The organism is Agromyces sp. NPDC055520 (assembly GCF_053619715.1).
Genome location: NZ_JBSHJY010000007.1, coordinates 1 through 24352, shown reverse-complemented (window position 1 = coordinate 24352; position 24352 = coordinate 1). Strand labels below are relative to the sequence as shown.

Genomic DNA, 24352 nt, shown 5'->3' with positions numbered 1-24352 from the left:
GCTGGCCGCGCAGACCTCACGCGAGGTGAACGCGCCGCCGACCTGCTTCGCAACGGCATGGGCAGCTGGTTGTTCGTCGCGCTGTTCCTTGCCTTCATGGCCGCCTGGGGCGTGATCAACATTACGGATGCTGCGTGGGATCCGTATCCGTTCATCCTCTTGAATCTCTTCCTCAGCATGCTGGCGGGCCTGCAGGGCGCCATACTCCTCATCGCAGCAAAGCGCCAGGATGCGATCGCCGCCGCACTGGCTCAACACGACTACGAGACGAACCTTGCCGCGAAGACCGAGATCGAAGAACTCATGGCGATCAACCGGGCGCAACTTCGCATCCTCCAGCAACTGCGCGAGCACCCGTCCCAACCGCTGACTGAGACGCAATGAACCAGGAGCATCACGAGACCTGAGCCCTTTCCGGCGCGATCACCGATGTATTCCCACTCTCCACGGATGACCCACTAAGAATGCTGGAAGAACTCGGCGTCATGCTGAATCCGAGGAAGGAGAGATGATGATCCCCGCGACACGCAAGACGACCGATCGACCACCGCAACTCGAACGCGTGCGCCGGATCCGCACTCGTCGGCGCCTGCGTTCGACCGACCTCTTGCAGATGGCGTTCTGGACCTCCATCGCGATGGCGGTCGGCCTCTACCTCGCGTCCGGAGGCCTTTCGACGGTGACGGACGCAACATCCTTCATCACCGCCGTCGGAATCGTGAGCGGACTCATCGGTACCGACCTCGTCCTGGTGATGCTGCTCATCGCCGCACGTATCCCCCTGATCGACCGGGCCGTCGGTCAGGATGTCGCGATGGCCTTCCACCGGCGCCTCGGGAAGCCGGCGTTGTACCTGTTGCTCGCGCACTTCGCGCTCCTCACCATCGGGTGGGCGCTTGCCGACGGCCAGAACGTGATCGCCGAGACGGCCACCATCTTCACGACCCCTGACATGGCAATCGCCTACGGCGGACTGGGCCTGCTCATCGTCGTCGTGGTCAGCTCGCTCGTGGCCGTGCGCCGCCGACTGCCGTACGAGACGTGGCACGCCATCCATCTGCTCAGCTATGCGGCCGTGCTCGTCGCGATCCCGCACGAGCTGAGTGTCGGCGGGATACTCGCCGAGGGCGCGTGGCAGCGCGGCTATTGGATCGCCCTGTTCGTCGCCGCCTTCGGTGCCATCGCGTGGTTCCGCTTCGCCGTTCCGATCACTCGCTCATTCCGCCACGGCATCCGTGTGGCCGGCGTCGAATCGATCGCTCCCGGCGTCGTCTCCGTCACCCTGACGGGTCGCAGCCTCGATCGGTTGCGTATCAGAGGGGGCCAGTACGCCATCTGGAGGTTCTGGAGTGCAGACACGTGGTGGCACGCCCACCCGATCTCCTTCTCGGCGGTACCGACCGCCGACACTGCCCGCATCACGGTGCGCGCACTCGGCTCTGGCACTGAGCGACTGACCCGGCTGAGTCCGGGCACGATCGTCTCCATCGAAGGTCCGTACGGCACCTTCACGGATGTCACACGCACCGCGCCGCACCTGGCGATCATCGCAGCCGGAATCGGAATCACCCCCGCGCGGGCCCTCCTGGAGCACTCGACTCTGGTGCCGAACGAGGCGACGGTGCTGTTGCGCGGATCCGACGACGGCCAGAAGTATCTGTGGGACGAGACGATCGCTCTCGCTCAGGCGTCCGGGAGCAACGTCTACTCGATGGTCGGCCCGCGTCCGCTCGGCGTGGACACGTGGATGGCGAGCGACGACTACGAGCGCGGCGTGACACTCTCGAGCACCTTCCCCGACCTCGCAAGCTCCGACCTCTACGTCTGCGGGCCGCGGGCCTGGTCCGATCTGGTCGTCAGGGATGCGAAGGAGGCCGGTCTGCCTGACGGGCAGATCCATTTGGAGAGGTTCGACTGGTGAGAAGAAGAGCCATAGCGGCGTGCCTCTTGTCGGCGTCGGCAGTCCTGGTGATCACCTGGCAGCTCGGAGTGCAGACCCATTCTGGGACACCGCCGATCCTGGCGAGCGCAACGTCGCCTTCGGAGGATTCGACCGGCACGACGGGCGGATCGTCGTCGGGCGCGACCACGTCCCCTCCGGCCGCGACGACCGGGAGCTCCGGAACATACACGGGCGCGCTCGAGTCGACCCGCTACGGCGACGTGCAGGTGTCGGTCACGGTCACCGACGGGACCATCAGCGACGTGACCCCCCTTCACCTGACGGACAGCGACGGCCGTTCGGTCCAGATCAGCAACCGTGCAGCTCCGGTGCTGCGCCAGGAGGTGCTGTCGGCGCAGTCGGCGTCGGTCCAGATGGTGTCGGGCGCCACGTACACGAGCGAGGCGTACCTCTCCTCTCTCCAATCGGCGATCGATCAGGCCGGACTATGAGCGGCTTCCGGCACGCCTTCGAGACCATGGGCACTGTGGCGAGCATGGCGTTCGCAGCGGGGCCGCCCGCAGACGGCGTCCTCGAAGCCGTACGCGAGAGATTCGAGAGCATCGAGGACCGCTTCAGTCTCTTCCGACACGACTCCGAGATCTCGCGAATCGCTCGAGGCGAACTCGCCCTCACCGACGCGAGCGCTCCGTTCCTCGATGCGTACGCCGCGGCGATCGACTGGCGTGCCGCGACCCGCGGCGCGTTCGATCCGCATCGCCCTGGAGGCGAACCCGGGCCCGGGCCCATCGACCTGTCGGGAATCGTCAAGGCCCACGCGATCCAAGCCGCCGCTGAGCTCATCACCCGGTCCGACACGACGGATGCTCTGATCTCCGTGGGTGGCGACGGCGTCGCCATAGGGCGGCACGATGCCGACGACTGCTGGACCGCCGGCATCATCGATCCCGACGACCGCTCCTCCCTACTGTGCGCGGTACAGCTCGATGCACGCCTGCCCGCCCTCGCCACCTCCGGGACCACCGAGCGCGGCGAGCACGTGTGGCGGAGCGGTCCGTTCGACTTCCGCCAGGTCACCGTGCTCGCAGCCGACATCGTGACCGCCGACGTGCTCGCCACCGCGATCCTCTCCGGCGGACGCCCGTTGCGCGACGAGGCGACCGAGCATTGGGATATCGATGTGCTGACCGTCGACGTCCATGGGGCCCTCGAGGTGACTCCCCGGCTTCGCCAGCAGATCACGGCCACCGTGCCTAGACTGCGAACATGAGGCCCAGCGCACGGATCCTCCTCGTCGAAGACGACGGTCGACTGGCCGGCATGCTCGAAGAACTGCTCGAGGGAGAGGGCTACTCCGTGACCATCGCCCGTGACGGGCAGCGTGCCCTTCATGAGGGGCTCACGTCCTCATTCGACCTACTGCTCCTCGATCGCGGACTGCCGGTGATGGAGGGGTTGGACGTGCTCGAGAAGCTCCGGGCTGCCGGCGTGGACACGCCCGCCCTCATCCTCTCGGCCCTCGGCAACCCTGCCGACCGCGTCGAGGGTCTGGATCGGGGTGCCGAGGACTACCTGTCGAAGCCCTTCGACATCGCCGAGCTGCTCGCCCGCCTCCGGGCCCTTCGGCGCCGCCAGGTGCCGAACACTTCGTTCCTACGAATCCCCGGCGGCCGCCTCGACGCCATGAGTCGGCTCGTCACCCTCGACAATGCCGGGGCCGTGCTGCTCTCGGAACGCGAGAACGATCTGCTCGCGAAGCTCGCCGGACGTCCCAACCAGGTTTTCGAGCGCTCCGCACTCCTCGACGCCGTGTTCCCCGATGCTGATGACCTCGGCGTCGTGGACACCTACGTGCACTATCTCCGAAAGAAGCTCGGGCGCTCTGTCGTGATCACTGTGCGAGGCATCGGCTACCGCATCGGAATCATGTCATGAGCACTCGAGACGATGACGAACTCCGCATCGCCGTTCGCCGACTCGCCCTGCAGTTCACCGCGCTCATCGCCGTGCTCTTTCTGCTGATCGGGACGCTGCTGTACTCGCTGGTGAGCAGCAGCACCACGGAGTCCCTGGACCACACCCTCGGCGATGCCGCGCGCGTCGACTCCCCGCACGACCTTCCTTCAGGCGTATGGATCACGATCGTCGACACCCCCGGCGGTGCCGCTGTCGGCTCCCGAGAACTCCCCAACGGCCTCCCCGATGCCGATGCGATCTCGGAAGCCGCCGAGACTGGAAACGAAGTGCGCGGCGACGTGAGCGCAGGCGAAACGACCTACCGAGTGCTGACCACCGCCGATCGCGGACACGTCGTGCAGGTGGCGGTCAGTAGGGCGGAGTCGCAGGAGGAACTCGCGCGCCTCATGTGGGCACTCATCGCGTCAGGCGTCGCTGCGCTCGGGATCGGAGCCATCGGCGCCGTCTGGATGGCGCGCCGCGCCATCCGGCCGCTCTCGGACGCACTGGCCATGCAACGTCGCTTCGTCGCTGACGCGAGCCATGAACTCCGCACGCCGCTGACACTGCTCAGCACCAGGGCCCAGCTGCTCCGCCGTCGTGTACACGACAGCGGCGAAGATCCACTGCGAAGCGGGCTCGACGAGATCGTGCAGGACGCCCACGACCTCACCGACACCCTTGATGACCTGCTGATCGCAAGCGATCCGCGCGAACCCGAATCCAGCGACGTCGTCGACGTCATCGGCTGCGCTCGTGAAGCTGCGGCGTCGTTTGCAACGCAGGCGGCGTCGAGGTCCATCGACCTCATTGTTCCCGAAGCCGGTGACCTCATCGAAGTCGTGGCCTCACGCGCAGCTCTGAAGCGCCTGTTCGCCGCACTCATCGCCAACGCGATCGATCATGCGTCATCCGAGATCAACGTGAGCGTCGAGGCCGACCGCCGCTTCGTGATCGTCGTCGTCCGCGACGATGGACCCGGCTTCCCCGACGATGTGCGCGAACGCGCATTCGAACGCTTCGCAAGCGCCCGCAGCGGTGGTGCGCATCCGGCGGCGCAGCGGCACTACGGGCTCGGACTCGCGCTGGTCGCCGATGTCGCCGCCCGCTACGGCGGCGACGTCGAGATCCTCGACAGCAGACCAGGGGCGGCGATCCGAGTGCGGCTCCCGCTGGCCTAGCCACCGGGTCCGAAATACCTCGGGCCGTCGCACGGCTTCGGCTTCGGCTTCGGCTTCGGCTTCGGCGCTCCACGATATGCACGGCGGACCGCTTGCACAACGCCCGCGTGACCATCGTCTTGCGCCGCTCCATTCTCGATGGGAGCCTGTACGTGGCCGGAAGCGGGAGTTCGACGCCGGGGTATCGACCCCCGTGCGACTCCCCGCCCTCCCGTTGGAGGCGAACCATGCACGCACCGATCGTCACGCTGACCATGAACCCCGCGCTCGATGTGTCGACGTCCGTGGAGCACGTCGTGCCGGAGCACAAGCTGCGATGCGCTGAAAGCCGCTTCGATCCGGGTGGCGGAGGCGTGAATGTAGCCCGAACGATCCGGAATCTGGGCGGGAATGCGCTCGCTGTCTACCCACTCGGTGGACCGACCGGCCATGCATATCGCGGATTCGCCGAGGAGGCCGGCGTCGTCGGACGCGTGATCACGATCGCCGGAAACACGCGTGAGAGCTTCACTGTCTCCGAAACGTCGACAGGGAAGCAGTATCGGTTCGTCCTGCAAGGGCCGACCCTGCATGAGCCGGAATGGCGTGCGTGCGTCGCTGCCGTCGCCGATCATCTCCCCGAGGGCGGATACCTCGTCGCCAGTGGGAGCCTCCCGCCCGGAGTTCCCGTCGAGTTGTACGCGACGCTCGCACGATTCTGTGCGGCCCGAGGGGTGCGAACCGTCGTCGACGCTGCAGGACCGCCGCTCGAAGCAGCGCTCGCCGAAGGTGTGTTCCTGGTCAAGCCGAGCGCGGATGAGCTCGCCGCGCTCACCGGCTCCAGCCAGGAGCTGGGGCCTGAGGAACAGCTCGCGGCAGCTCGCGCCATCGTCGACGATGGTCGCGCGGAGGTCGTGGCTCTGACGTTGGGCGCCGCCGGAGCGGTCCTCGTCCACGCGGCCGGTGTGTATCGCCTGCCAGCGCCCGATATCGACGTGGTCAGCGCCGTCGGCGCCGGAGACGCGTTCCTCGGCGCGTTCGTCCTGCGCCTCGCCGAAGGCCGCTCGATCGAGAGCGCCTTTCGAGCGGCGGTCGCCGCTGGAAGCGCGACCGCGATGATGCCGGGGACGGAACTCTGCCATTCCGACGACGTCGCCCGGCTCGAGGAACGACTCGAACGGGAGCGACGCGAGGTCTGAGTACGGCACCCATGACCACGTGGATCAGGTGTCTGATTCGCGCCGGCGGCGTATGGTGTGTCCAGGGGGTCGAGAGATGACCACGCTCGGTCGTGATCTGCCATCCGCGTTGGCCGATGCCCACCGGCTGGATGCCACCGCCGTCGCCGCGAGCTTGAACGTCGACCCCGAACACGGTCTCGATGACGCCGAGGCCGCACGCCGACGCGAACGGTACGGACCGAACCGGCTGCGCGAAGCGAGACGGCCATCGATGTGGCGCCGGATCATGAGCCAGGTGGCGGATCCGTTGATCGGACTGCTCTTCGCGGCCGTCGTGGTCTCGATCATCGCCTGGGGCGTTGAAGGCGCCGTGGGCCTGCCGACCGATGCCGTTGTGATCCTCGCGATCATCGCGCTGAACGCTGTGCTCGGGATCGTGCAGGAGTCGCGTGCGGAGCGGGCTGTGGCCGCCCTCAGCGTCATGACGCAGCCGCACTGCACGGCGCTCCGGGCGGGTCGGCTCCGCACCATCCCGAGCGTCGACCTCGTGCCCGGCGACGTCCTCTCGCTTGCCGAGGGCGATACGGTGGCGGCAGACGCCCGGCTGTTTCGCACAGCATCCCTCCGGGTCGCAGAGGCCGCCCTCACCGGCGAGAGCGAGCCGGTCGACAAGGCGACCGGCACCCTCTCCGCCGATGTCGGCCTGTCGGACCGAACGAACATGGTCCACCAGGGCACCGCCGTGACCCGTGGCACCGGTCGTGCGGTCGTGACCGCGACGGGGATGGACACCCGGATGGGCGCCATCGCGACGATGCTCGACGAGACGGTCCAAGAGCCCACGCCGCTGCAGAGGGATGTCGGGCGACTCGGCCGCGTCCTCAGCCGGATCGTCGTCGCCATCGCGATCGTCGTCGTGGCCGCCATCCTCGTCGTGCAGGGTGTGCAGGACCCCGCGGACGTCGTCACCGTGCTCCTTCTCGGAGTGTCCTTGGCGGTAGCCGCCGTGCCTGAGGGGCTGCCGGCGATCCTGTCGCTCGTGCTCGCACTCGGAGTGCAGCGGATGGCGCGCCGCAATGCCGTGGTGAAGACCCTTTCGAGCGTCGAGACGCTCGGTGCGGCATCCATCATCTGCACCGACAAGACCGGCACCCTGACGACGAACGAGATGACCGTCCAGCGGGTCGTCACGGCGTCGGGAACGGTTCAGCTGAGCGGCGCCGGGTATACGCCGATCGGCACCGCCACGAGTCGAGGCCACGAGCTCGGTGACGGCGCCCTCATGGAGGAGGTCCGCCTCGTACTTGCCGGTGGCTCGCTCGTGAACGACGCCCGGCTCGCGGAGCACGGTGCGGGCTGGGTGATCGAGGGCGACCCGACAGAGGCCGCGTTCCTCGTCGCGGCCCGCAAGCTCGAGGGCACCGTCGAGGAGACGGCGCGGTGGAGCCGCGTCGCGGAGATGCCGTTCAGCTCCGAACGCAAGATGATGTCCACCGCCCACCGCCACGAGAACGGCGACCTCGTGGTGCTGAGCAAGGGTGCGCCCGACGTGCTGCTCCAGCACTGCACGCGGCTCCAGGTGGGAGCCGACATCGTGCCGATGGACGCCGTTCGGCGGGAGCGTGCGCTCGCCGACGTCGAAACCCTCTCGGAGGAGGCGTTCCGCACGCTCGCGGTGGCGTATCGACCGGCACCCGAACTTGCAGCAGGTACGCCCGCGGACGCGTTCGATGAGAACGCCGAAGAGGACCTCGTCTACGCCGGCGTGGTAGGCATCATCGACCCGCCTCGGCCGGGGGTGCGACCTTCGATCGCGGCGGCGCAGGCTGCTGGAATCCGCGTCATCATGATCACCGGCGATCACCCTGCCACGGCTGCCCGCATCGCCCGCGATCTCGGGATCATGGGCGATGACGGCATCGTGCTTCCCGGCGCCCGTCTGGACGGCATGGACGAGCCGCAGCTTCGCAGCGCGGTACGAACGGCTTCGGTCTTCGCCCGCGTCGCGCCGGAGCACAAGCTGCGGATCGTCGACGCGCTCCAAGCCGAGGGCCTGGTCGTCGCGATGACCGGAGACGGTGTCAACGACGCTCCGGCGCTGAGGTCGGCTGACATCGGGATCGCCATGGGCATCACTGGAACGGAGGTGACGAAGGAGGCGGCAGACATGGTGCTCGCCGATGACGACTTCACGACCATCGTGGTTGCGGTGCGAGAAGGTCGCGCGATCTTCGACAACATCCGCAAGTTCCTCCGCTATCTTCTGTACTCGAACATGGGCGAGGTTCTCACGGTCTTCCTCGGTGTCGTCTTCGCCGGCGTGCTGGGGTTCTCGGAAGCGAGCGACGAAGCCGTCGTCCTGCCACTGCTTGCGACGCAGATCCTCTGGATCAACCTCGTCACGGACGCGGCTCCTGCCATGGCGATGGGCGTCGACCCCGAGATCGACGACGTCATGGCACGGCCGCCTCGCGACCCCGACGAACGAGTGATCGACCCGACGATGTGGTTCGGCATCGCGACGACGGGGCTCGTCATCGCGGTCGCGACGTTGGCGACGATGGACGCCTTCCTCCCCGGCGGGCAGATCCCCGGTGGGACCGACTCATTCGAGGTGGCGCGGACCGCCGGATTCACGACCCTCGTCTTCGCCGGACTGTTCAGCGCCTTCAACGCTCGATCGGCGAGGTCGAGCGCCTTCCGTGGGCTCTTCACGAATCCGTGGTTGTGGGGAGCCGTCAGCCTCGGGGTGGTGCTGCAGGTCGCTGTCGTGTCGTTCCCCCCGTTGCAGGTCGCCTTCGGGACTGCGGCCCTGGACCTGGCTCATTGGGTGGTGTGCGTCAGCATGGCATCGCTCGTGTTGTGGGTCGACGAACTCAGGAAGGGCGGCATCCGTCTGCTGGTGCGTCGTCGATCCGCCCGTGCGCCCTGAGCCCTCGTGCTGCAGCCGCTTCTGGAGGTCCGTGCCTGCGGACCCGGTCGCTCACCCGCCCTGCCACCAGGGCATCATCGGGCCGAACTGCTCAGGGATGTACACGAATACCCGCGAGATCGCCGTCGTCAGGATCCAGAGCCCGAACCCGGCCGCGGTGATGATCCAGGCGATCATCTTGTGCTGTTCGAAGTCGGGGAGCAGGCGCCCCTCCTTGTCGCGCTGCACGCCGGCGAGGGTCAGGATCAGATCGATGAGCCACCAGATCCCGAATCCCCCGACCGTCAGGAGCTTCAGGATGCCCGTGCCGACCTTGCCGAGATAGAAGCGGTCGACACCGAGGAATCCCAGCAGCCACGAGAACATCCAGGTTGCGACGAAGGATCTGTCGGACGGGCCGCTCGCCTGGGCCGGAAATGTACCCGGGGAACCCGATGCAGCAGGTGGAAACGTGGACATGTGAGCCTCCTTCGACCCCTTCACTCTGCAGTCGGGCACTGATGTCTGTCGGGTCGAAGGTCCCGCGGCCCGGCGCCCGGACCGTGGGACCTTCGCCCTACTTGGCACGCGTCGCGCACCAGAGACTGCATCACGGAAGGTGATCGACATGCCCGCGCTCGTGCTGTGCAGATCGATGGTCGGGAAGACGCCGGATCGGCCGAGATCGGGCGACGAATCGAACGACAGGAGATGGCTGTGGACAGCATCCGCGCATGGCGAACAGGAACGTCCGCGGGCACCCTCGAACTCGTCGATGCGCCGGTTCCGGTTCCGGCTCGTGGCGAAGTGGTCGTTCGGGTCATCGCCTGTGGAATCTGCCGCACCGACCTGCACGTGATCGACCAGGAGATTCCGGTGCATCGGCCCGGCGTCACACCCGGCCATCAGATCGTCGGCCGCGTCACGGAGCTCGGCGCCGAGGTCGCGGACGTCGCAATCGGGGATCTCGTGGGCGTGGCATGGCTGCGCGGTACCTGCGGCGTCTGCCGCTGGTGCCGATCGGGCTCGGAGAACCTGTGCCCCCGGTCGGAGTACACCGGCTGGGACGCCGACGGCGGATTCTCCGACATGCTCGCCGCGCCGGCCGCGTTCGTCTATCACCTGGCGGCTGACGCCGACCCGGTCGCGACCGCACCGTTGCTGTGCGCGGGTATCATCGGATTCCGGGCCCTCAGCCGGGCGAACCTCCCACCGGGCGGCCGGCTCGGCCTCTACGGGTTCGGCTCCAGCGCACACCTCGTCGCCCAGATCGCGATGGCCGCGGGAGCCACCGTCGCCGTGATGACGCGGGGCGAACAGAACCGCGCACTCGCACAGGAACTCGGAGCGGAGTTCGTCGGCGAGGAAGCCGCTCCGCCGCCGAAATCGCTCGACTCGGCCATCGTCTTCGCTCCGGCCGGCGGGCTCGTTCCCGTCGCGCTCGCAGCGACCCGCAGCGGCGGCACGGTGGTGCTCGCCGGGATCGAGATGTCGGACATCCCATCGATGTCGTACGACGCCTCCCTCTTCCGGGAACGAGACCTGCGCACGGTGACGGCGAACACCCGGGACGACGGGCGCCGGCTCCTCGATCTCGCCGCGAACCTGGGGTTGCGCCCGAGCGCGACGACGGTGCCGTTCGAAGCACTGGACTCTGCTATCGACGACATCCGACAGGGCCGAGCACGCGGGTCGCTCGTCCTCGTGGTCCAGGAACCGGACGCCCGGTGACGCGCGATCCACGGGACCTTCTGCCTCGTCTCCGGCATCCAGAGGCGCAAGGCTGTAGCCACTGAGAAACTGGAGGATGAGATGCACGAGACGACAGTGGTCGGCTGGGATGGCAGCAGCACGGCGGAGACGGCACTCGAGTGGGCGATCGACCGAGCCGAATTGCAGCCGGTCGGGATGCGGCGGCTCATCCTCCTGCACGCCGTGGATGTGGATTCCGTCACCGAAGGGAGAGACGTGGACGAAGCCTTCGCGACGGCCAGGGCGAACGTCGCTGCGCGGGCGAGACGTGCAGCCACGGAGCATCCGTTGCTCGACATCGAAGCCGTCGCCATACTCGGTGAGGCCGGTGAAGTCCTCGCAGACCGAGCGCGCGGCGACGTCCTCGTCGTGGTCGGGGCCGAAAACGCTCACACGGAGGAGTACTCGCACAGTTCGCGCTTGGGCGCGCGACTGGCCGGCTTGGCGGACGGGCCCGTCGCCATCGTTCCGATCGGTGATTCCCTCCTCAGGTCCGGCGTGATGGTCGCGGTCGATCACGACGCCCCGGCCGAGCGGCTCTGCCGGCTGGCGGCTGACTACGCCGACGCGCGCGGCGACACGCTGCACGCGGTGCACGTGGGCGTTCGGACGCACGATGTGGCGGAGGACGCCGAGATTCTCGACCGTGCCCTCGCACCGGCGCTCGCCGAGCACCCCGACCTCACCGTCGTGACGCACGTCGAATCCGGCCCGACGGCGCGAGCGCTGCTGAAGCGGGCGCAGGAGCGCGCGACGGTGTTCGTCGGTTCCCGCCGTCTGAGCGCGGTGCGGAGGATGTTCCTCGGATCAGTCAGCCACGCGCTGGTCACCAACGCGCGCTGCGCGACCGTCGTGGTGCCGCCTGTGGGCGGGCAGCATGCGGAGCCGGAGCTGTCGGAATGAGCAGCTCGAGAGGGAGCCGAGCGTGTTTGCCACCATCGGAGACGAGCTGATCGTTCGCAGTCCCCAGCTGGAGGGCAGCGTGCGCGAGGGCGAGATCCTTGAGATCCGAGGTCGGAGTGGTGCCCCGCCGTACGTGGTGCGGTGGTCAGACAATGGCCATGAATCACTCATCTTCCCAGGGCCCGACGCCACAGTGCGGCACTTCGAGCATCGCGACGAGAGCAGATGATCGGGGCGCGCCCGAGGCGCACTGTTCCGTACACTCATGCCGTGAGGATGACCTTGAGCGCCTTCGTCTCCGCCGCGCGGCCGAAGGTGTCGTAGGCATCGATGATGTCCTCGAGCGCGAAGCGGTGGCTGATGAAGCCGCCGACGTCGAGTCGTCTCTGCGCGAGCAGCTTGATGAGCATGCGCGACGTGTTCGTGTTGACGAGTCCGGTAGTGATCGTCAGGTTCTGGATCCACGCCGTCTCGAGCGGGAAGCTCACCGGCTTGCCGTGTACGCCGACGTTGGCGACGTGGCCGCCCGGCCGCACGATGGCCAGCGACATGTCCCAGGTCGCGGGCACGCCGACAGCCTCGATGGCGACATCCACGCCGAGACCATCCGTGAGGGCGACAACCTGCTCCTTCCAGTCCGAGTCCGATGAGACGACACCGTCGCTTGCGCCGAAGCGCTTCGCCTGCTCGACCCGGTTGGCGTCGATGTCGATCGCGATGACGCGGCTCGGTCCGTAGAGGGCGGCTGTCGTCATCGCGGCGAGCCCGACCGGGCCGGCGCCGATGACCGCGACGACATCGCCGGGCTTGACCGCGCCGTACCTGATGCCGATCTCATGCCCCGTGGGCAGGATGTCGCTGATCATCGCAGCCTCCTCGGCTACGACCCCCTCCGGCATCCTGTGGAGCGAGGTCTCGGCGAAGGGTACTCGTACGTACTCTGCTTGCGTACCGTCGATGAGGTGTCCGAGGATCCAGCCGATCCCCGGTGCCCCCTCGTCAGCGAGGCAGTGAGAGTACATGCCCTCGAGGCAGTACCCGCACTTCCCGCAGGCCGAGATGCACGAGACGATGACGCGATCTCCGACCGTGATCTCTGTCACAGCCTCGCCGACCTCGGTGACGACGCCGACACCTTCGTGGCCGAGGATGCGTCCGGCCTCAACAGTGGGTACGTCTCCCTTGAGGATGTGCAGATCCGTCCCGCAGATGGTCGTCGTCTCCATCTTGACGATCGCGTCCGTGGGCTTCTGAATCTGAGGCGCAGGCACCTCCTGCCAGGTGATCGAACCCGGTCCGTGATACACCGCTGCCTTCATGATTCCTCCGCTGGATTCCCGCACTGGTCTGAATACCCATCGTCCGCGTCACGATGAGGGGGCAACGGGACCTTCGACCTACGCCGCCACACCAACTGCCCCCTGACAGTTCTCACTGACCATCGCACGATGGCTCACCTACGTCTACGGCGCCGGGGACCCTGCCGGAAACCCCACCACCACACGGGATGTCACCCCCGAGGGGCGAACCGAGTCCGGAATGTCGCAAGATGTCCCCCGGAACAAAGCTTGGATAACGCACCGCCGCGCCGCTCCTCGCTCACTCCGGCCACGCGCGCATCGACCCCCAGAGCAGGGCTGCGGCGTACGTGCGGTTCGGCGCCCAAGCCTTACCGCGTCGTCGCACGTCGTCGAGGGTCGGCGTGTCGTCGAGGGCGAAGGCGTGCCTGATGGCCCGGCGGATCCCGAGGTCGCCGGCGGGCAGCACGTCGGGCCGCTTCAGCTGGTGGATGAGGAACATCTCCGCACTCCACGGGCCGATGCCCTTCACGCGTGTCAGCACAGTGATCGCCTCGGCGTCCGGCATCTCGTTCACGCGCTCGAAGTCCAGCGCTCCGGTGTGCACCTGCCAGGCGAGCTCTCGAAGGTAGCTCGCCTTGGCGCGCGAGGTGCCCAGGTCCCGCATCTGATCGACGTCGAGGAGCAGCAGGCGTTCCGCGGTCGGGGTTCCACCGATCGCGGCGGTGAGTCGGTCGTACAGCACGAGCGCGACGCTCACCGAGATCTGCTGCGCCAGAACATGTAGCGCCATGCCGGCGAACGGGTTGTTCGCCGTGCGTCCACCGTCGGGAAACTCGAACGGGTTCGGGGTACCGACTCGGCGCACGAGCGTTTCGAACACGGGATCGGACGACATCAGGTCGGCGTACGCCGCGCTGTCGGCCGGGAGGTTCGTGATCATCGCGGCACCCGGTCCCGGGCCAGCAGCTTGTGAACGGATGCCACGGCGCCGGCGCCCTCGCCGACGGCGGAGGCCACCCGCTTCATCGATCCTGCTCGCACGTCACCCACGGCGAAGACGCGGCCGGCGCTGGTCTGGAATGGCAACAGGTCGCCCGCGGTCGCCGCGGCCGGCTCCTGCGCCGCGAGCTGCGTGTCGGTGAGGATGAACCCGTCGTCGTCCCGAGCGACGTCGACCAGCCAGCCGGTGTCGGGAACGGCGCCGATGAGGCAGAAGACGATGGCGCTCTCGCGCCGCTCGGGGGCCCCATTCCCACCTCGGAGCACCACCGCCTCGAGCGTGTCGGCGCCGATCAATTCCATGACCTCGGTCTGCACCCACAGGCGCACCAGAGGTTGGGCTTCGATGCGCCGGGCGAGGTACGCGGACATGCTCGCGTCGATGCCGGCTCCACGCACCACCAGGTCGACGCGGGACCCTCGCGAGGCTAGGAAGAGGGCTGCTTGACCGGCCGAGTTGGCCCCTCCGACGACAGTGACCGGCTGGGATCGGCAATCGCGCGCATCGAGTTCGGTCGCCGAGTACCTGATCTGCCCGAGTCGTTCGAAGTGGTCGCGACGGGGCACGTTCAGCCGGCGGTAGTGGGCACCGGTCGCGATGATCGCCGCGCGTGCCCTGAGCTGAGCGCCGTCCCGAAGTGTCACCGTCGATTCGGCCGGCCCCGACGGGCTGAGTCCGACGACTTCGCAGGGCGTGTAGAGCTGCGCGCCGAACTTCAGCGCCTGCATCGAGGCGCTCTGCGCCAGCTCGTCTCCGCTCACGCCGCGGGGGAAGCCGAGGTAGTTCTCGATCCTCGAGCTGGTCGCCGCCTGCCCGCCGGCGCCGATCGTGTCGAACAGCACCGTCACGAGTCCTTCGGAGGCGGCGTACACCGCGGCCGCGAGCCCCGCTGGGCCTGCTCCGATCACCACGAGATCCACGTCGTTGCCGCCGGGGGCGTAGGTGAACCCCACGGCGCCTGCGAGGTCGTGCGGCGTGGCGCGCCTCAGCACCTGATCTGCGACGAGCACCACCGGCAGGTCGGCCGTGGTCAGCCCGTGAGCCGACAGGAGCGCCTGTCCGGCGATGGAATCCGCGTCGACCGCTGTATGCGGCAGCTGCTGCCGGGCCGCGTAGGTGCGCAGGGCTCGGTTGTCGGCGCAGTCGAATGCCCCGACGATCTCCGCGACGCTGCTCACCATGTCGAGGATCACACGTCGACGCTGCCCGAAGGCCGCCAGCAGCACATCCGCGATGTCGGCCTGCTCGTTCATGGCCGCGCGGAACCCGTCCTGGCCGATGCGCACGACGACTCCCGGCTCTTGAACGCGGAGGGTCAAGAAGACGAGCTGGCCGGTGAGCATGCCGAGCTCGCCCGTGAAATCGCCCGCGCCCCTGGTGGAGATGGTCCGCTCGGGGCGAACGGAGTTGGCATCGCAGATCACGTCGATGGACCCCGACTCGACGAGGAACAGGTCGTACCGGCGATCTCCCGTTCGGGAGAGGACCTGGCCCGGCCGAACCTGTTCGCGGTACCCGTACTCGGCCAGTCGGGCCAGCTGATCCGGGTCGAGCCGGTAGTCATCGCTTCGAGCAGGCCCGGGCTCGATCTCGAGACGCTCGGCGCGAGGCATCCGATGCCCCTCGGTCATGGCTTCAGCCCCTGGTTCTCGAGCCAGACGAGGGAGTCCTCGGCGAGCTCACGCCATCCGTGATCGAACGGAGCGCTGTGACCCCGGTCTTCGTATGCACGGAGGTCGGTGGTCGACGGCGTGTCGGCGTAGAGGTCGCGAGCGCCGCGCACCACGACCGCCGGCACCGTGTGGTCCTTTCCCGCGGCGATCAGCAGGACCGGGCCGCGCTCGCGGTGCAGGTCGACCGCGGTGGGCGAACTCTTGTGGAGGTTCGCGGAGGATGCCTCGAAGAGCGGTCGACCCGGGGATGGGATCGTGAGGTCACGGAACAGGTCCGCGGTCTCCTCTGCGGGGAGCGCGTTGCCGAACGCGTACGCGAACTGGTCCGGCGTCAGGGTCACCGACTTGCGCTTGTTGCCCGGGCTCTTCAGAACCGGGAAGCTCGAACGCAGCAGGCTGAACGGTACGGCTCGGACGCCCTTGATCGGCGCGGGCGAGATGCACACCGCACCGGCGGCCAGGCCCCGGTCCATCAGCTTCTCGGCGATCAGGCCCCCGAAGGAGTGCCCGATCACGATCGGCGGTTCGGGCAGCTCGCTGAGCACCTGCGCGTAGGCATCGGTGATCGCGTCCACGCCGGGGCCGGCCACGCGTTCGGGGTCGGCGCGGGTGGCGGAGACGGTATCGGCCTCGCCCGGCCAGCCCGGCGCAAGCGTGCGGTATCCCCGCTCCTCGAACAGGTCCTGCCAGGGACGCCAGGAGACCGAGTGGATCCACAGGCCATGGATGAAGACGACGGATCTTGGCATGATTTCGACCTCCGGATGGCGGGCCAGCGTGGGCTGATCCCGGCTGTGCTCCTGGTTCTGAAGCTATGAGGACGCAGTGGAGTGACAGTGAAGAGATCGTGGATCGCGCGGGCGGTGCCCGTTCAGCGCTGCAGTTCGGCGAGGAATCGCTCGGCGCGGCGGGCGAAGAGGTGTGCTTCCCGCTCGGTGGAGAGAGCGCGCGCTCGCTCGGCCTCACGGATGGCGGCTCGGCCGTCGCCCGCGGCGCTGGTCAGCTGCGCGCGAAGGAGGATCACGAGTCCTTCGGAGGAGCGCTGTCCGTGGCGCTCGAGGCATTCCTCTGCCTGTTCGATCGCGCCCGCGGCCGCCTCCAGCGACCCTGCTGCCAGTCGCATCTCGCCCAGGAGTGCGAACCAGGTGGACACGCAGGTGCGTACCGGGCTGGTGAGGTTGGCGCGAATCAATTGCTCGGCTTCGTCTGCGGCGGCCTCAGGGTCTTGCCCGGTCATGGCCAACGCCCAGCACCTGGCCAACCTCAGATACGTTCCGAGGGAGGTGAAGGAGAACTCCGGGTCGGCTGCGATGCCGCGTTCCGCCGCATGCAGCGCCGTGAGTGCATCGCCGACGACCGCGGCGGTTCGGGCCTCGAACGAGGTCGCAACGGTGACGGCGTACGGATCCTCGCCCGCCGCCGTCGTGAGCCTGGCGAACACTGCTCGCGCTCGTGCCGTTTCTCCATGGTAGCCCGCGATCTCGGCGAACATGCCGGCCGCCATCAGTTGCACGCCGTCGTGGACCGGGTCGCCTTCGTGGGCGCTGGTTTCCGGAAGGAGGTCGGAGCTGATGGCGTCCAGCCTGCGGAATGACTCGCCGATGTTCCCGACGCACCACTGGTGGATTCCCGCGGCCGTCCTTCCGTAGGTGCGCACGACGGGGTCGTCCGAGGTCGACGCGAGCCGGTCGAGGTCGTTGACGAGTGGCGTGCTTCGGTCGAGCTCGAGGGCCTGGCCGTGCGCGGTCCATCGCGAGAACAGGAAGCCGGCGGCTTCGCGCTCCCGTCCGAGACGGCGCGCGAGCTCTTCTGCCCGCTCGAGCAGGCTGACGGAAGCGATGCCATACATCGAGCGCATTCCGACGACCGCGATCAGCTGCGAGATCGCGGCGAGTTCGGGTTCGATGAGAGACGATCTGCGTGCCAGCTCGACCGCTGAACCGAAGTGGCGCTCGGCCGCCTCGAGCGACGTCTTCGCGGTCGCCCGCTCGCCGGCGGCGACAAGGGCTGCGACGGTTCGGGCCGGGTCGGTCACGGGACCCGCCGTCCACAGGTGGTGGGCCAGTCGCTCGGACGCGGATTCGTCTCGGATGCCGACCACGTCGATCGCATCGGCGATGCGGCCGTGGATAGCTGCGGCCCGACCGGGAGAGACGGATTCCGAGACCGCTTGGCGCACAAGGTCGTGCGTATAGCGGTACGAGAATGGGTCTTCGGGCACGGGGCCGATGAAGCCCAGTGCGCGAACGGGTTCGAGTCGCTCGAGGCAGGGGGCCACGTCTGACGATGCCGCCTCGGCGAGCAGGATCAGCTCGACGTCGCGGCCGATCAGGGCCGCGACCTCGAGGAGCGATCGGGTGTGGTCGTCGAGCACGGCGAGCCGATCGCGAACCACGTCGCGAACAGTACCCGGCACGCCGGCTGCCAGCACGGACTCCGTCGAACCGAGGCTGTCTGCCAGCAGTCGCCCCAGCTCCTGCACGAAGAACGGGTTGCCGGCGGTGCGTTCGTGGATCAGCTTCACCGCATCGGCGGTGGGGACGACGCCGCTCTGCACGTGCACGAGCTCGGCGACCTCCGTCGTGTTCAGGGGGCTGACGAGGACCCTCCTGTGGCCAGTGGCGCGACTGGCCGTGGCCAGCGTTCGGACCAGCTCGACGCCGGGTGTCGGACCCCGATTGCGCAGTGCCCCCACGATGGCGGTGCGGTCGGGCAGTCGAGCGATGACGGCGTCGAGGAGCTGCAACGCGGTCGCCTCGGCCCACTGCAGGTCGTCGATCATCAGCACGACGGGCCGTTCGGTCGCCGACTCGGCCATCAGCTCGACGAGCTGTTCGAGAAGGCGGAACCGGGCATTGCCGTCGGGCGCTGCGGATGCCTCGTCACGATGTACGCCCACGAAACGGCCGATATCGCGCGCCAGCCACGTCTCGCGGCGGGATGAGGGCAGCGCGTCGAGCAGGCTGGTCACCACCTCGACCCACGGCCACATCGTCGGCGTGCCCTCGCCCTCGAGGCAGTGACCCCAGACGACAAGGGCGCCGCGTGCTGCGGCGTGATGGGCCGATTCGGCGAGCAGCCTGCTCTTGCCGGCTCCGGGCTCGCCCTCGACGAGCACGACCGCCGTTCCGCCGAGGAGGGCCGGCTCGACAGCGCGACCCAGTGCCGCCATTTCGTCGGCCCGGCCGACGAGCCGGTCGGTGGCACTGGGCGCCGTTGCCACTCGGGGAGCCGTCGAGGAGGAATGGGTCGCGACATCCTCGCCCGAGCTCGCGGCCGAGTCGGCCGGCCGGCGCGCAACTGCGTCGGCGGGCGGGTGAGCCGGCGGGCCGGCGGGTGCGGTGCGAGTCGACCAAGTCTGGGCGAGCACGCCCTGGTGGGCGGCCTGCAGTGTCGCTCCCGGGTCGATGCCGAGGTCGTCGGCGAGGCGTCTGCGAACGACGTCGAACACCGCCAGCGCCTCTGCCTGATGGCCCGCGCGCCCCAGAACGGTGACGAGGCTGGCCTGCACGGGCTCGTGCAGCGGCGCCATCGCGGCGGCGAGGTGCAGTGCGGGAAGGACCTGCTCGGGCTTGCCGAGCGACTGCGCGACTCCGGCTGCCTCGATGCAGGCCTGGAAGTACTCGTCGTTGAGCGCGGCGAAGATCGGCGCGGCGCCCGGCGCGTGCGCCCAACCGTCGCCGGCGGGACCACTCCAGAGGCTCACCGCCGCGAGGTAGGAGTCGAGGGCCGCGGCGTGATCGCCTGCGGCCAGTTCGGCCCGAGCGATGACGGTGGACTGCCGGAACTTCGCCAGGTCGAGGATGTCTGATCCGGCAGTGCACAGGTAGCCGCTGCTTCGCCTCAGCAGGAATGACCCTGTTCCTCGAGGGAGCAGTTCGGGTTCGAGGATCCGGCGGAGCGACCCGACGTACTTGTGGATGACGTTCAGAGCGCTCGCTGGGGCATCCTCACCCCAGATCAGCTCGATGAGCTCATCGGCGCCGGTCGGGCGGCCGCCGCGAGCCAGCAGCACACCGAGCAAATAGGCCTGCTGGCGGGATGTTTACGGGATGATCGCTACCGGTTGCGGTGGGAAGTCGAAGCTCAACGTTCGGGAAGACAAGGCCAACGTCGGGCAGACGACCAGCTGTTTTGTGTCCGAGGACGACCTCATAGTCGTCGATGCTGTAGTAGTCAGTGATCCCGAGCACTTCGATCCGTGGTTCGGACTTCTCGAGGAGATCGAGGTAAGGCTCCCACGCGTCGGCGCCGAACTGGTTGTTGAGCGCAGTTCCGGGCGCGTGGATATGCGGATCCCACCGACGCCACATGGAACCCCGAGGATCTGCTGTCGAGGTCAAATGAGCTTCTCCTGACGTGCAGTGCTGGAGCGACGTAGACGTGCATAGTCGAGCAGCTCGCTCGCACGGGCGTTCTTCTTCTTCCAGTCCTTGACGATGGTCTCGCCCAGTAGGACGTAATGCCAGAGTCGTCCGTCACGCTGCTCCTCAGACAACTCATTGATCTGCTCGCACCAGGCGAGGGCAGCCCGCTGCTTGCGCTTGACGTTCTCGTCGCTCAGAGCAGACTGCGCCTTCGTCTCGACGACATAAATGTCGTCGCCGGTGCGCACCAGGAAATCTGGCGAGTACTGCGCGGGCATGCCGTCGGCCTTGAGGTAAGGCCGGCGGAGGAAGTCGTGACGGTACTCGTGCACCTTCGCGAGTGCTTCGACCGCAGAGTCGGCGTCGGCCCAATGGATGAAAAGGCGTTCGAGGCCGCCGCTCTTCGTCGGGATTGGCAGGCGTTCGTAGATGCACTTGTTGACCTCGGCCGCCGAGCTCGCACGGACAGGGATCGTCGCGACGTCAGAGAGCTTGCGGTAATGGACGACCGCGGAGTCGACTTCCTGGTTCTCCTGCAGTTCGACGAGCAGGGTAGCGAACGTGCCTGCCAACTCGTGCGCCACGTCGTCGAGCATCAGCACGCGCCAGTTCTCGTCTTCGAGCGGGTCGAAGGTCTCGCCGAACATGCGCTTGCGGATGTAGGTGTCGATCCAGCCGACGAGCAGCGGGCGATAAGACTGGAGAATCGGGAACTGACTGATCTCGCGGTACTTCTTCGCTGACGTGGTCATGTTCCGGCCGAGCGCTTCTGTGACGCGGGTGGTCATCCGCGACAGATAGTCGTTGTATCCGGTGGCAGTGAGCACCCCTCCATCGACGCGGTAGTCGCCGAACTGCGCGCCGGTCTGCTGGTCTTCGGAGACGAAGCGATCTCCATTGCCGATCTGCTTGAGCATGAGGTCGAGCGGGAAGCGACTCATAGGGAGCGTTAGCGGGTTGATGCTCGGCTCGCGCAGTTCCTCGTCCGCGTCGCGGATGATGATCGGGATCTCGAAGTCATACGCCTGATAGCCCGGACGCAGATCGACGAATTCAAGGTCGCCTGTCGCAGAGGTGCTGGTCTCTCCATCGTCACCAACTTCGACTGCCAGGCCGCCATTGAGCAGGTCATCGTAGAAGTCCGAGAAGGCCGGGTGTTCAACGACGAAGAGTACGTCGAAGTAGTTGTTCGGCTCTATGCGCTTGGCGATGCGCTCGCGCGTCTCGGCCTTGAGTTCGTCGATAGCATCGTTGCCGCGCCACATTAGGCGCAGGCCGCGTCCAATCGTCTGCTCCAAGAGGATTGACGCCTGCGAGGAGCGCAGCGGCACGATAACGCAGATGTTGTTGACGTCAAAGCCCTCACGGAGCATGAGAACCGAGATGATGACCTTCGGCTGCTTGTGCTTGTCGACGTCAAACAGCTTCTCGCGGACGGGCTCCCAGTCCTTCGCGCCGAGCTCCGCCTTACGTCCAGAGTCGACTCGGAGGATGTCGTCCTCGGAGAGACCGGTCGTCTTGAGGAACTCCTCGACGTGCGGCGACACGGTCGTGTCCTCACAGATCACCAGTAGCTTCGGGTGTTTTCCCGCATCCGCATCCTTGAACTGACTCTCGAGGATCTGAAGCTTGCGCAGGCCGGCGCGCAGCATGACGCGCTGTCCGTTTGAAAGCCCCGTGACCGCGTTCTGCTCGTCGCGTTCGGCTCGGAAGTCGAGCGGCAGTGCGGCGACCTCTTTGCGCTTGTCGAGCGCGAGCGCCTTCACAAGCCCAGCCTTCATCGCCGAGGTGAGATCGAAGTCGACGACGATGTGCGGGAAGAAGGCCTTGTTCTTGTTCTTGCCTGATCCGACCTCGTTGTAGGGCGTTGCAGAAAAGTCGAACTGCATGAAGCGCGTGCCCTTGGTCGACGCGATCTCCGTGAGGCTCTTCTGCCACTCGACGTCCGTAACCTCCTCGGACTTTTTCACCTCATGAATGTGGTGCGCTTCGTCGTTGAAGACCACTAGGCTCGGGAGGTCTTTGAACGCCTCGAGCGGGCCACCGCGCGCATAGCGGCGGTCGAGCGTATCGAGCGCGTTGCCGGCGGACGTACCCGGCGTGAGCGGGAAGATGCGCTGAACCGCTTCCTTCGGGCTGATCTCCACGCCGGGCGCATCGATGCCATCTTCATCATCGAGAAAGTCAGGATCCTCCTGACCAGCGAGAAGATGCCAGTTGGTGATGGCGATGATGCCGGAGCCCGTGACCTTGCGACCGATCTCGGTCTTGGTCACGACAGAGGACTGGAGGAAGGCGAAGACCTTCGTGCGGTAATTCTCGGGAACGAACAGGTTGCGCTGGGCGTAGATGTCGCTCGATGCGAAATCTCGCTCACCGTCGTGTTCCTTGCCCATGAACGAATCGAGCAGACGTTCGTACACAATGAGGCCGGGCGCAACGAGCAGGAAGTTGCTCGAGAAACGCGGGTCGCCGGGGTTCGCGACGTTATTGAGGTGCTGCCAGATCAGTAGGGCGTTGAGCACCCACGTCTTGCCTGTACCGGTCGCCATCTTCGCGGCGTACTTCGGGTAGTCATGACGCTGACGAGTGACCTCGCCGAGCACTCCGCCCTGTAGCAGGTACTCCCCCGCGACGGCCTCGTAAAGGTCGCGAAGTCGAGTCGTACCGAGCACTTCGTGCGCGTAGATGATGTTGAGGATTGCCTGGCGCTGGCCCTCGTGGAAGTTGAGGAAACGAGTGTCGCAGTAGTCCTGCTCGAACCAGAAACGAAGGAGTTCGGCCGTCACGGGCGTCACCTGCTCGAGGATGGGAGCGCCGTCACCAGTCACTAGGTCAGGGATCTGCGGTGCGAGCAGCGCACTCAGACCCTTGGCAAGAGGGAAGTCAGCGAACCCGCTCATGCCGACACCTCGATGTTCGGGATGACCACTTCGGACTCGAACCCGAACACGTCAACGGCGCGAATACAGATCGTCCGGGGTCCGTCACGTCGAGCAAGGTCGAGCGTGGCTGTGGTCACGACGCGCAGCGGATCTGCATCGTTGTCGGTGTTGCCGCGATAGTCCTGCCAAACGGAACGGAACATTTCACCGTCGTAGTCCGGGTCAACTGCCCAGTACTCGATAAGGGCGAGTGGTTCGGTATTCGCGATGTTCTGAAGCGCGGCTCTATTCTTCTCGTCGAGATTGATGGCGTCAGGAGACAGCAGGATGTAGTTCTGCAAGCTGACAGACAGCGACTCACCATCACCATCCTGAATCCGGGTGACCACTTCGGCCTGGAGGTACTGGAGGCTCGAGAAGCGCACTTCGGACGCGAGTTTGTCAGCGCCCTTCTTCTTCAGTCGGTCGAGGAGATCCGGTGGAATCACGAGCACCTCGAGCTTGTCGTCGTTGAGGTCGGCAATGTCCTGGCCGATGCCGGCCGCGAAGTTCCAGCCGAGGACAGTTACTTTGTCGAAGCCGCCCATCTTGACCTCGCGGAGGCCCTGTGCACGTCGCAGCGTCGAGATCGTCGTGAGCCGCGCCGGGCTGTCGACCATAACGAGCGTCTTGGTACCGGGCAGCCTGCCAAGGCTGCTGTTGACGTTCTCCTCAAGCGGGAGGGGCAGCGCGCCGTACACATCGAGAACGACTTTCGAGAGGTCGCCGACGCGAAAGCTCCGCCCAAGTGTCGAACGAGCTTGCTCGACTTGATAGTCGCCGATGGCCTGGTAAAGGAACGGCCTTGCGTCCGAGTCGATTAGACGCTTGCGCATGATCATGGTGGACGGTTTCCCGAGGTCAGTAGTGACCCAGGTGCGTCCGAGCGACTCGGCTACCGCGGCTGTGATCCCCGACCCACCGAAGAAGTCCGCGACAATTGAATCCGGGTTTGAGCTTCCCTTAACGATCCGCTCGATGAGCGGCCAAGGCTTCTCCGTCGCGTACCCGACGCGCTTCTTTCCGTCGATTGGATATCGGCCGGCGATCGCCATCACCCACCAGTCCTCCGGGATCTTCCCTCCAGCATCGAGCGCGTAGTCGTCGACTACAAACCCCGAACCAGCCAAGCCAGACTTGAAGTTGCCCACCGTCTTCTGCGAGTGCTGTTCACGGATGGCGTCGTCGTTGAAGATCCATTTATCAGTCTTCGAGTACCAGTACACGGGTCTGCTGCACGAGTAGGTGACATCTGAGTTGGCTTGCTCTTCGGGGCGGGCTGGAAGGATGTTGCTGTGCCTAAGCCTTACCCGAGCGAGTT

Annotated in this window: 20 protein-coding genes; 12 read left to right on the top strand and 8 right to left on the bottom strand. The window is 66.8% G+C overall.

What is annotated here, in order from left to right:
* Window positions 1-57: 57 nt before the first annotated feature.
* The 8 genes from ACWGST_RS05360 (at window position 58) to ACWGST_RS05325 (ending at window position 9132) form a co-directional block, all read left to right on the top strand.
* Window positions 58-384, top strand: coding sequence for a DUF1003 domain-containing protein (locus tag ACWGST_RS05360; RefSeq protein ID WP_452045694.1), 327 nt, complete (start codon window positions 58-60; stop codon window positions 382-384).
* Between the two features lie 127 nt (window positions 385-511).
* Window positions 512-1921 carry a ferredoxin reductase family protein gene (locus ACWGST_RS05355; protein ID WP_452045619.1) on the top strand — a complete coding sequence of 470 codons (1410 nt, stop codon included), beginning with the start codon at window positions 512-514 and terminating at the stop codon, window positions 1919-1921.
* Between the two features lie 47 nt (window positions 1922-1968).
* The gene (locus tag ACWGST_RS05350) at window positions 1969-2394 is read left to right on the top strand and encodes an FMN-binding protein (RefSeq protein WP_452045618.1); all 426 of its coding nucleotides are present in this window, start codon (window positions 1969-1971) and stop codon (window positions 2392-2394) included.
* Window positions 2391-3173, top strand: coding sequence for an FAD:protein FMN transferase (locus tag ACWGST_RS05345; protein WP_452045617.1), 783 nt, complete (start codon window positions 2391-2393; stop codon window positions 3171-3173). The genes ACWGST_RS05350 and ACWGST_RS05345 overlap by 4 nt, the downstream gene beginning before the upstream one ends.
* Window positions 3170-3838, top strand: a complete 669-nt coding sequence (locus ACWGST_RS05340) for a response regulator transcription factor (RefSeq protein ID WP_452045616.1) — start codon at window positions 3170-3172, stop codon at window positions 3836-3838. The genes ACWGST_RS05345 and ACWGST_RS05340 overlap by 4 nt, the downstream gene beginning before the upstream one ends.
* Window positions 3835-5040, top strand: a complete 1206-nt coding sequence (locus ACWGST_RS05335; RefSeq protein WP_452045615.1) for a sensor histidine kinase — start codon at window positions 3835-3837, stop codon at window positions 5038-5040. Before ACWGST_RS05340 ends, ACWGST_RS05335 begins: the two co-directional genes overlap by 4 nt.
* A gap of 227 nt (window positions 5041-5267) precedes the next feature.
* Window positions 5268-6218, top strand: coding sequence for a 1-phosphofructokinase family hexose kinase (locus ACWGST_RS05330; protein ID WP_452045614.1), 951 nt, complete (start codon window positions 5268-5270; stop codon window positions 6216-6218).
* Between the two features lie 76 nt (window positions 6219-6294).
* Window positions 6295-9132, top strand: a complete 2838-nt coding sequence (locus ACWGST_RS05325; protein WP_452045613.1) for a cation-translocating P-type ATPase — start codon at window positions 6295-6297, stop codon at window positions 9130-9132.
* A 51-nt stretch (window positions 9133-9183) separates the two neighbouring features.
* Here ACWGST_RS05325 and ACWGST_RS05320 read toward each other — a convergent pair whose 3' ends face one another.
* A complete protein-coding gene (locus tag ACWGST_RS05320; protein ID WP_452045612.1) occupies window positions 9184-9498 on the bottom strand; it encodes a TM2 domain-containing protein in 315 nt (104 codons plus the stop codon).
* Window positions 9499-9822: 324 nt separating this feature from the next.
* On the opposite strand from ACWGST_RS05320, the gene ACWGST_RS05315 reads away from it, so the two are divergent.
* The 3 genes from ACWGST_RS05315 (at window position 9823) to ACWGST_RS05305 (ending at window position 11995) form a co-directional block, all read left to right on the top strand.
* Complete coding sequence (locus ACWGST_RS05315) at window positions 9823-10842, top strand: zinc-binding alcohol dehydrogenase family protein (protein ID WP_452045611.1); 1020 nt, start codon at window positions 9823-9825, stop codon at window positions 10840-10842.
* An 81-nt stretch (window positions 10843-10923) separates the two neighbouring features.
* On the top strand, window positions 10924-11766 hold the full coding sequence (locus ACWGST_RS05310; protein WP_452045610.1) for a universal stress protein: 843 nt from the start codon (window positions 10924-10926) through the stop codon (window positions 11764-11766).
* A complete protein-coding gene (locus ACWGST_RS05305) occupies window positions 11741-11995 on the top strand; it encodes a DUF1918 domain-containing protein (protein WP_452045609.1) in 255 nt (84 codons plus the stop codon). Before ACWGST_RS05310 ends, ACWGST_RS05305 begins: the two co-directional genes overlap by 26 nt.
* 34 nt (window positions 11996-12029) lie before the next feature.
* Here ACWGST_RS05305 and ACWGST_RS05300 read toward each other — a convergent pair whose 3' ends face one another.
* The 5 genes from ACWGST_RS05300 to ACWGST_RS05280 form a co-directional block, all read right to left on the bottom strand.
* Window positions 12030-13085, bottom strand: a complete 1056-nt coding sequence (locus tag ACWGST_RS05300; RefSeq protein WP_452045608.1) for a zinc-dependent alcohol dehydrogenase family protein — start codon at window positions 13083-13085, stop codon at window positions 12030-12032.
* 280 nt (window positions 13086-13365) lie between these two features.
* Complete coding sequence (locus ACWGST_RS05295; protein WP_452045607.1) at window positions 13366-14007, bottom strand: DNA-3-methyladenine glycosylase family protein; 642 nt, start codon at window positions 14005-14007, stop codon at window positions 13366-13368.
* Complete coding sequence (locus ACWGST_RS05290) at window positions 14004-15680, bottom strand: FAD-dependent oxidoreductase (RefSeq protein WP_452045606.1); 1677 nt, start codon at window positions 15678-15680, stop codon at window positions 14004-14006. Before ACWGST_RS05290 ends, ACWGST_RS05295 begins: the two co-directional genes overlap by 4 nt.
* A gap of 14 nt (window positions 15681-15694) precedes the next feature.
* Window positions 15695-16489, bottom strand: a complete 795-nt coding sequence (locus tag ACWGST_RS05285; protein WP_452045605.1) for an alpha/beta hydrolase — start codon at window positions 16487-16489, stop codon at window positions 15695-15697.
* A gap of 122 nt (window positions 16490-16611) precedes the next feature.
* Window positions 16612-19755 (bottom strand): ATP-binding protein, encoded by a 3144-nt coding sequence (locus ACWGST_RS05280; RefSeq protein ID WP_452045693.1) that lies wholly within the window; start codon window positions 19753-19755, stop codon window positions 16612-16614.
* A gap of 37 nt (window positions 19756-19792) precedes the next feature.
* On the opposite strand from ACWGST_RS05280, the gene ACWGST_RS05275 reads away from it, so the two are divergent.
* Window positions 19793-20098 (top strand): hypothetical protein, encoded by a 306-nt coding sequence (locus ACWGST_RS05275; protein WP_452045604.1) that lies wholly within the window; start codon window positions 19793-19795, stop codon window positions 20096-20098.
* Here the strand turns inward: ACWGST_RS05275 and ACWGST_RS05270 are convergent.
* Entirely contained in the window at window positions 20080-23010 is a 2931-nt protein-coding gene (locus ACWGST_RS05270) for a DEAD/DEAH box helicase family protein (protein WP_452045603.1), read from the bottom strand. The genes ACWGST_RS05275 and ACWGST_RS05270 overlap by 19 nt on opposite strands.
* On the bottom strand, window positions 23007-24352 hold a 1346-nt coding region (locus ACWGST_RS05265; RefSeq protein ID WP_452045602.1), incomplete at its 5' end, for a site-specific DNA-methyltransferase. The genes ACWGST_RS05265 and ACWGST_RS05270, both read right to left, overlap by 4 nt.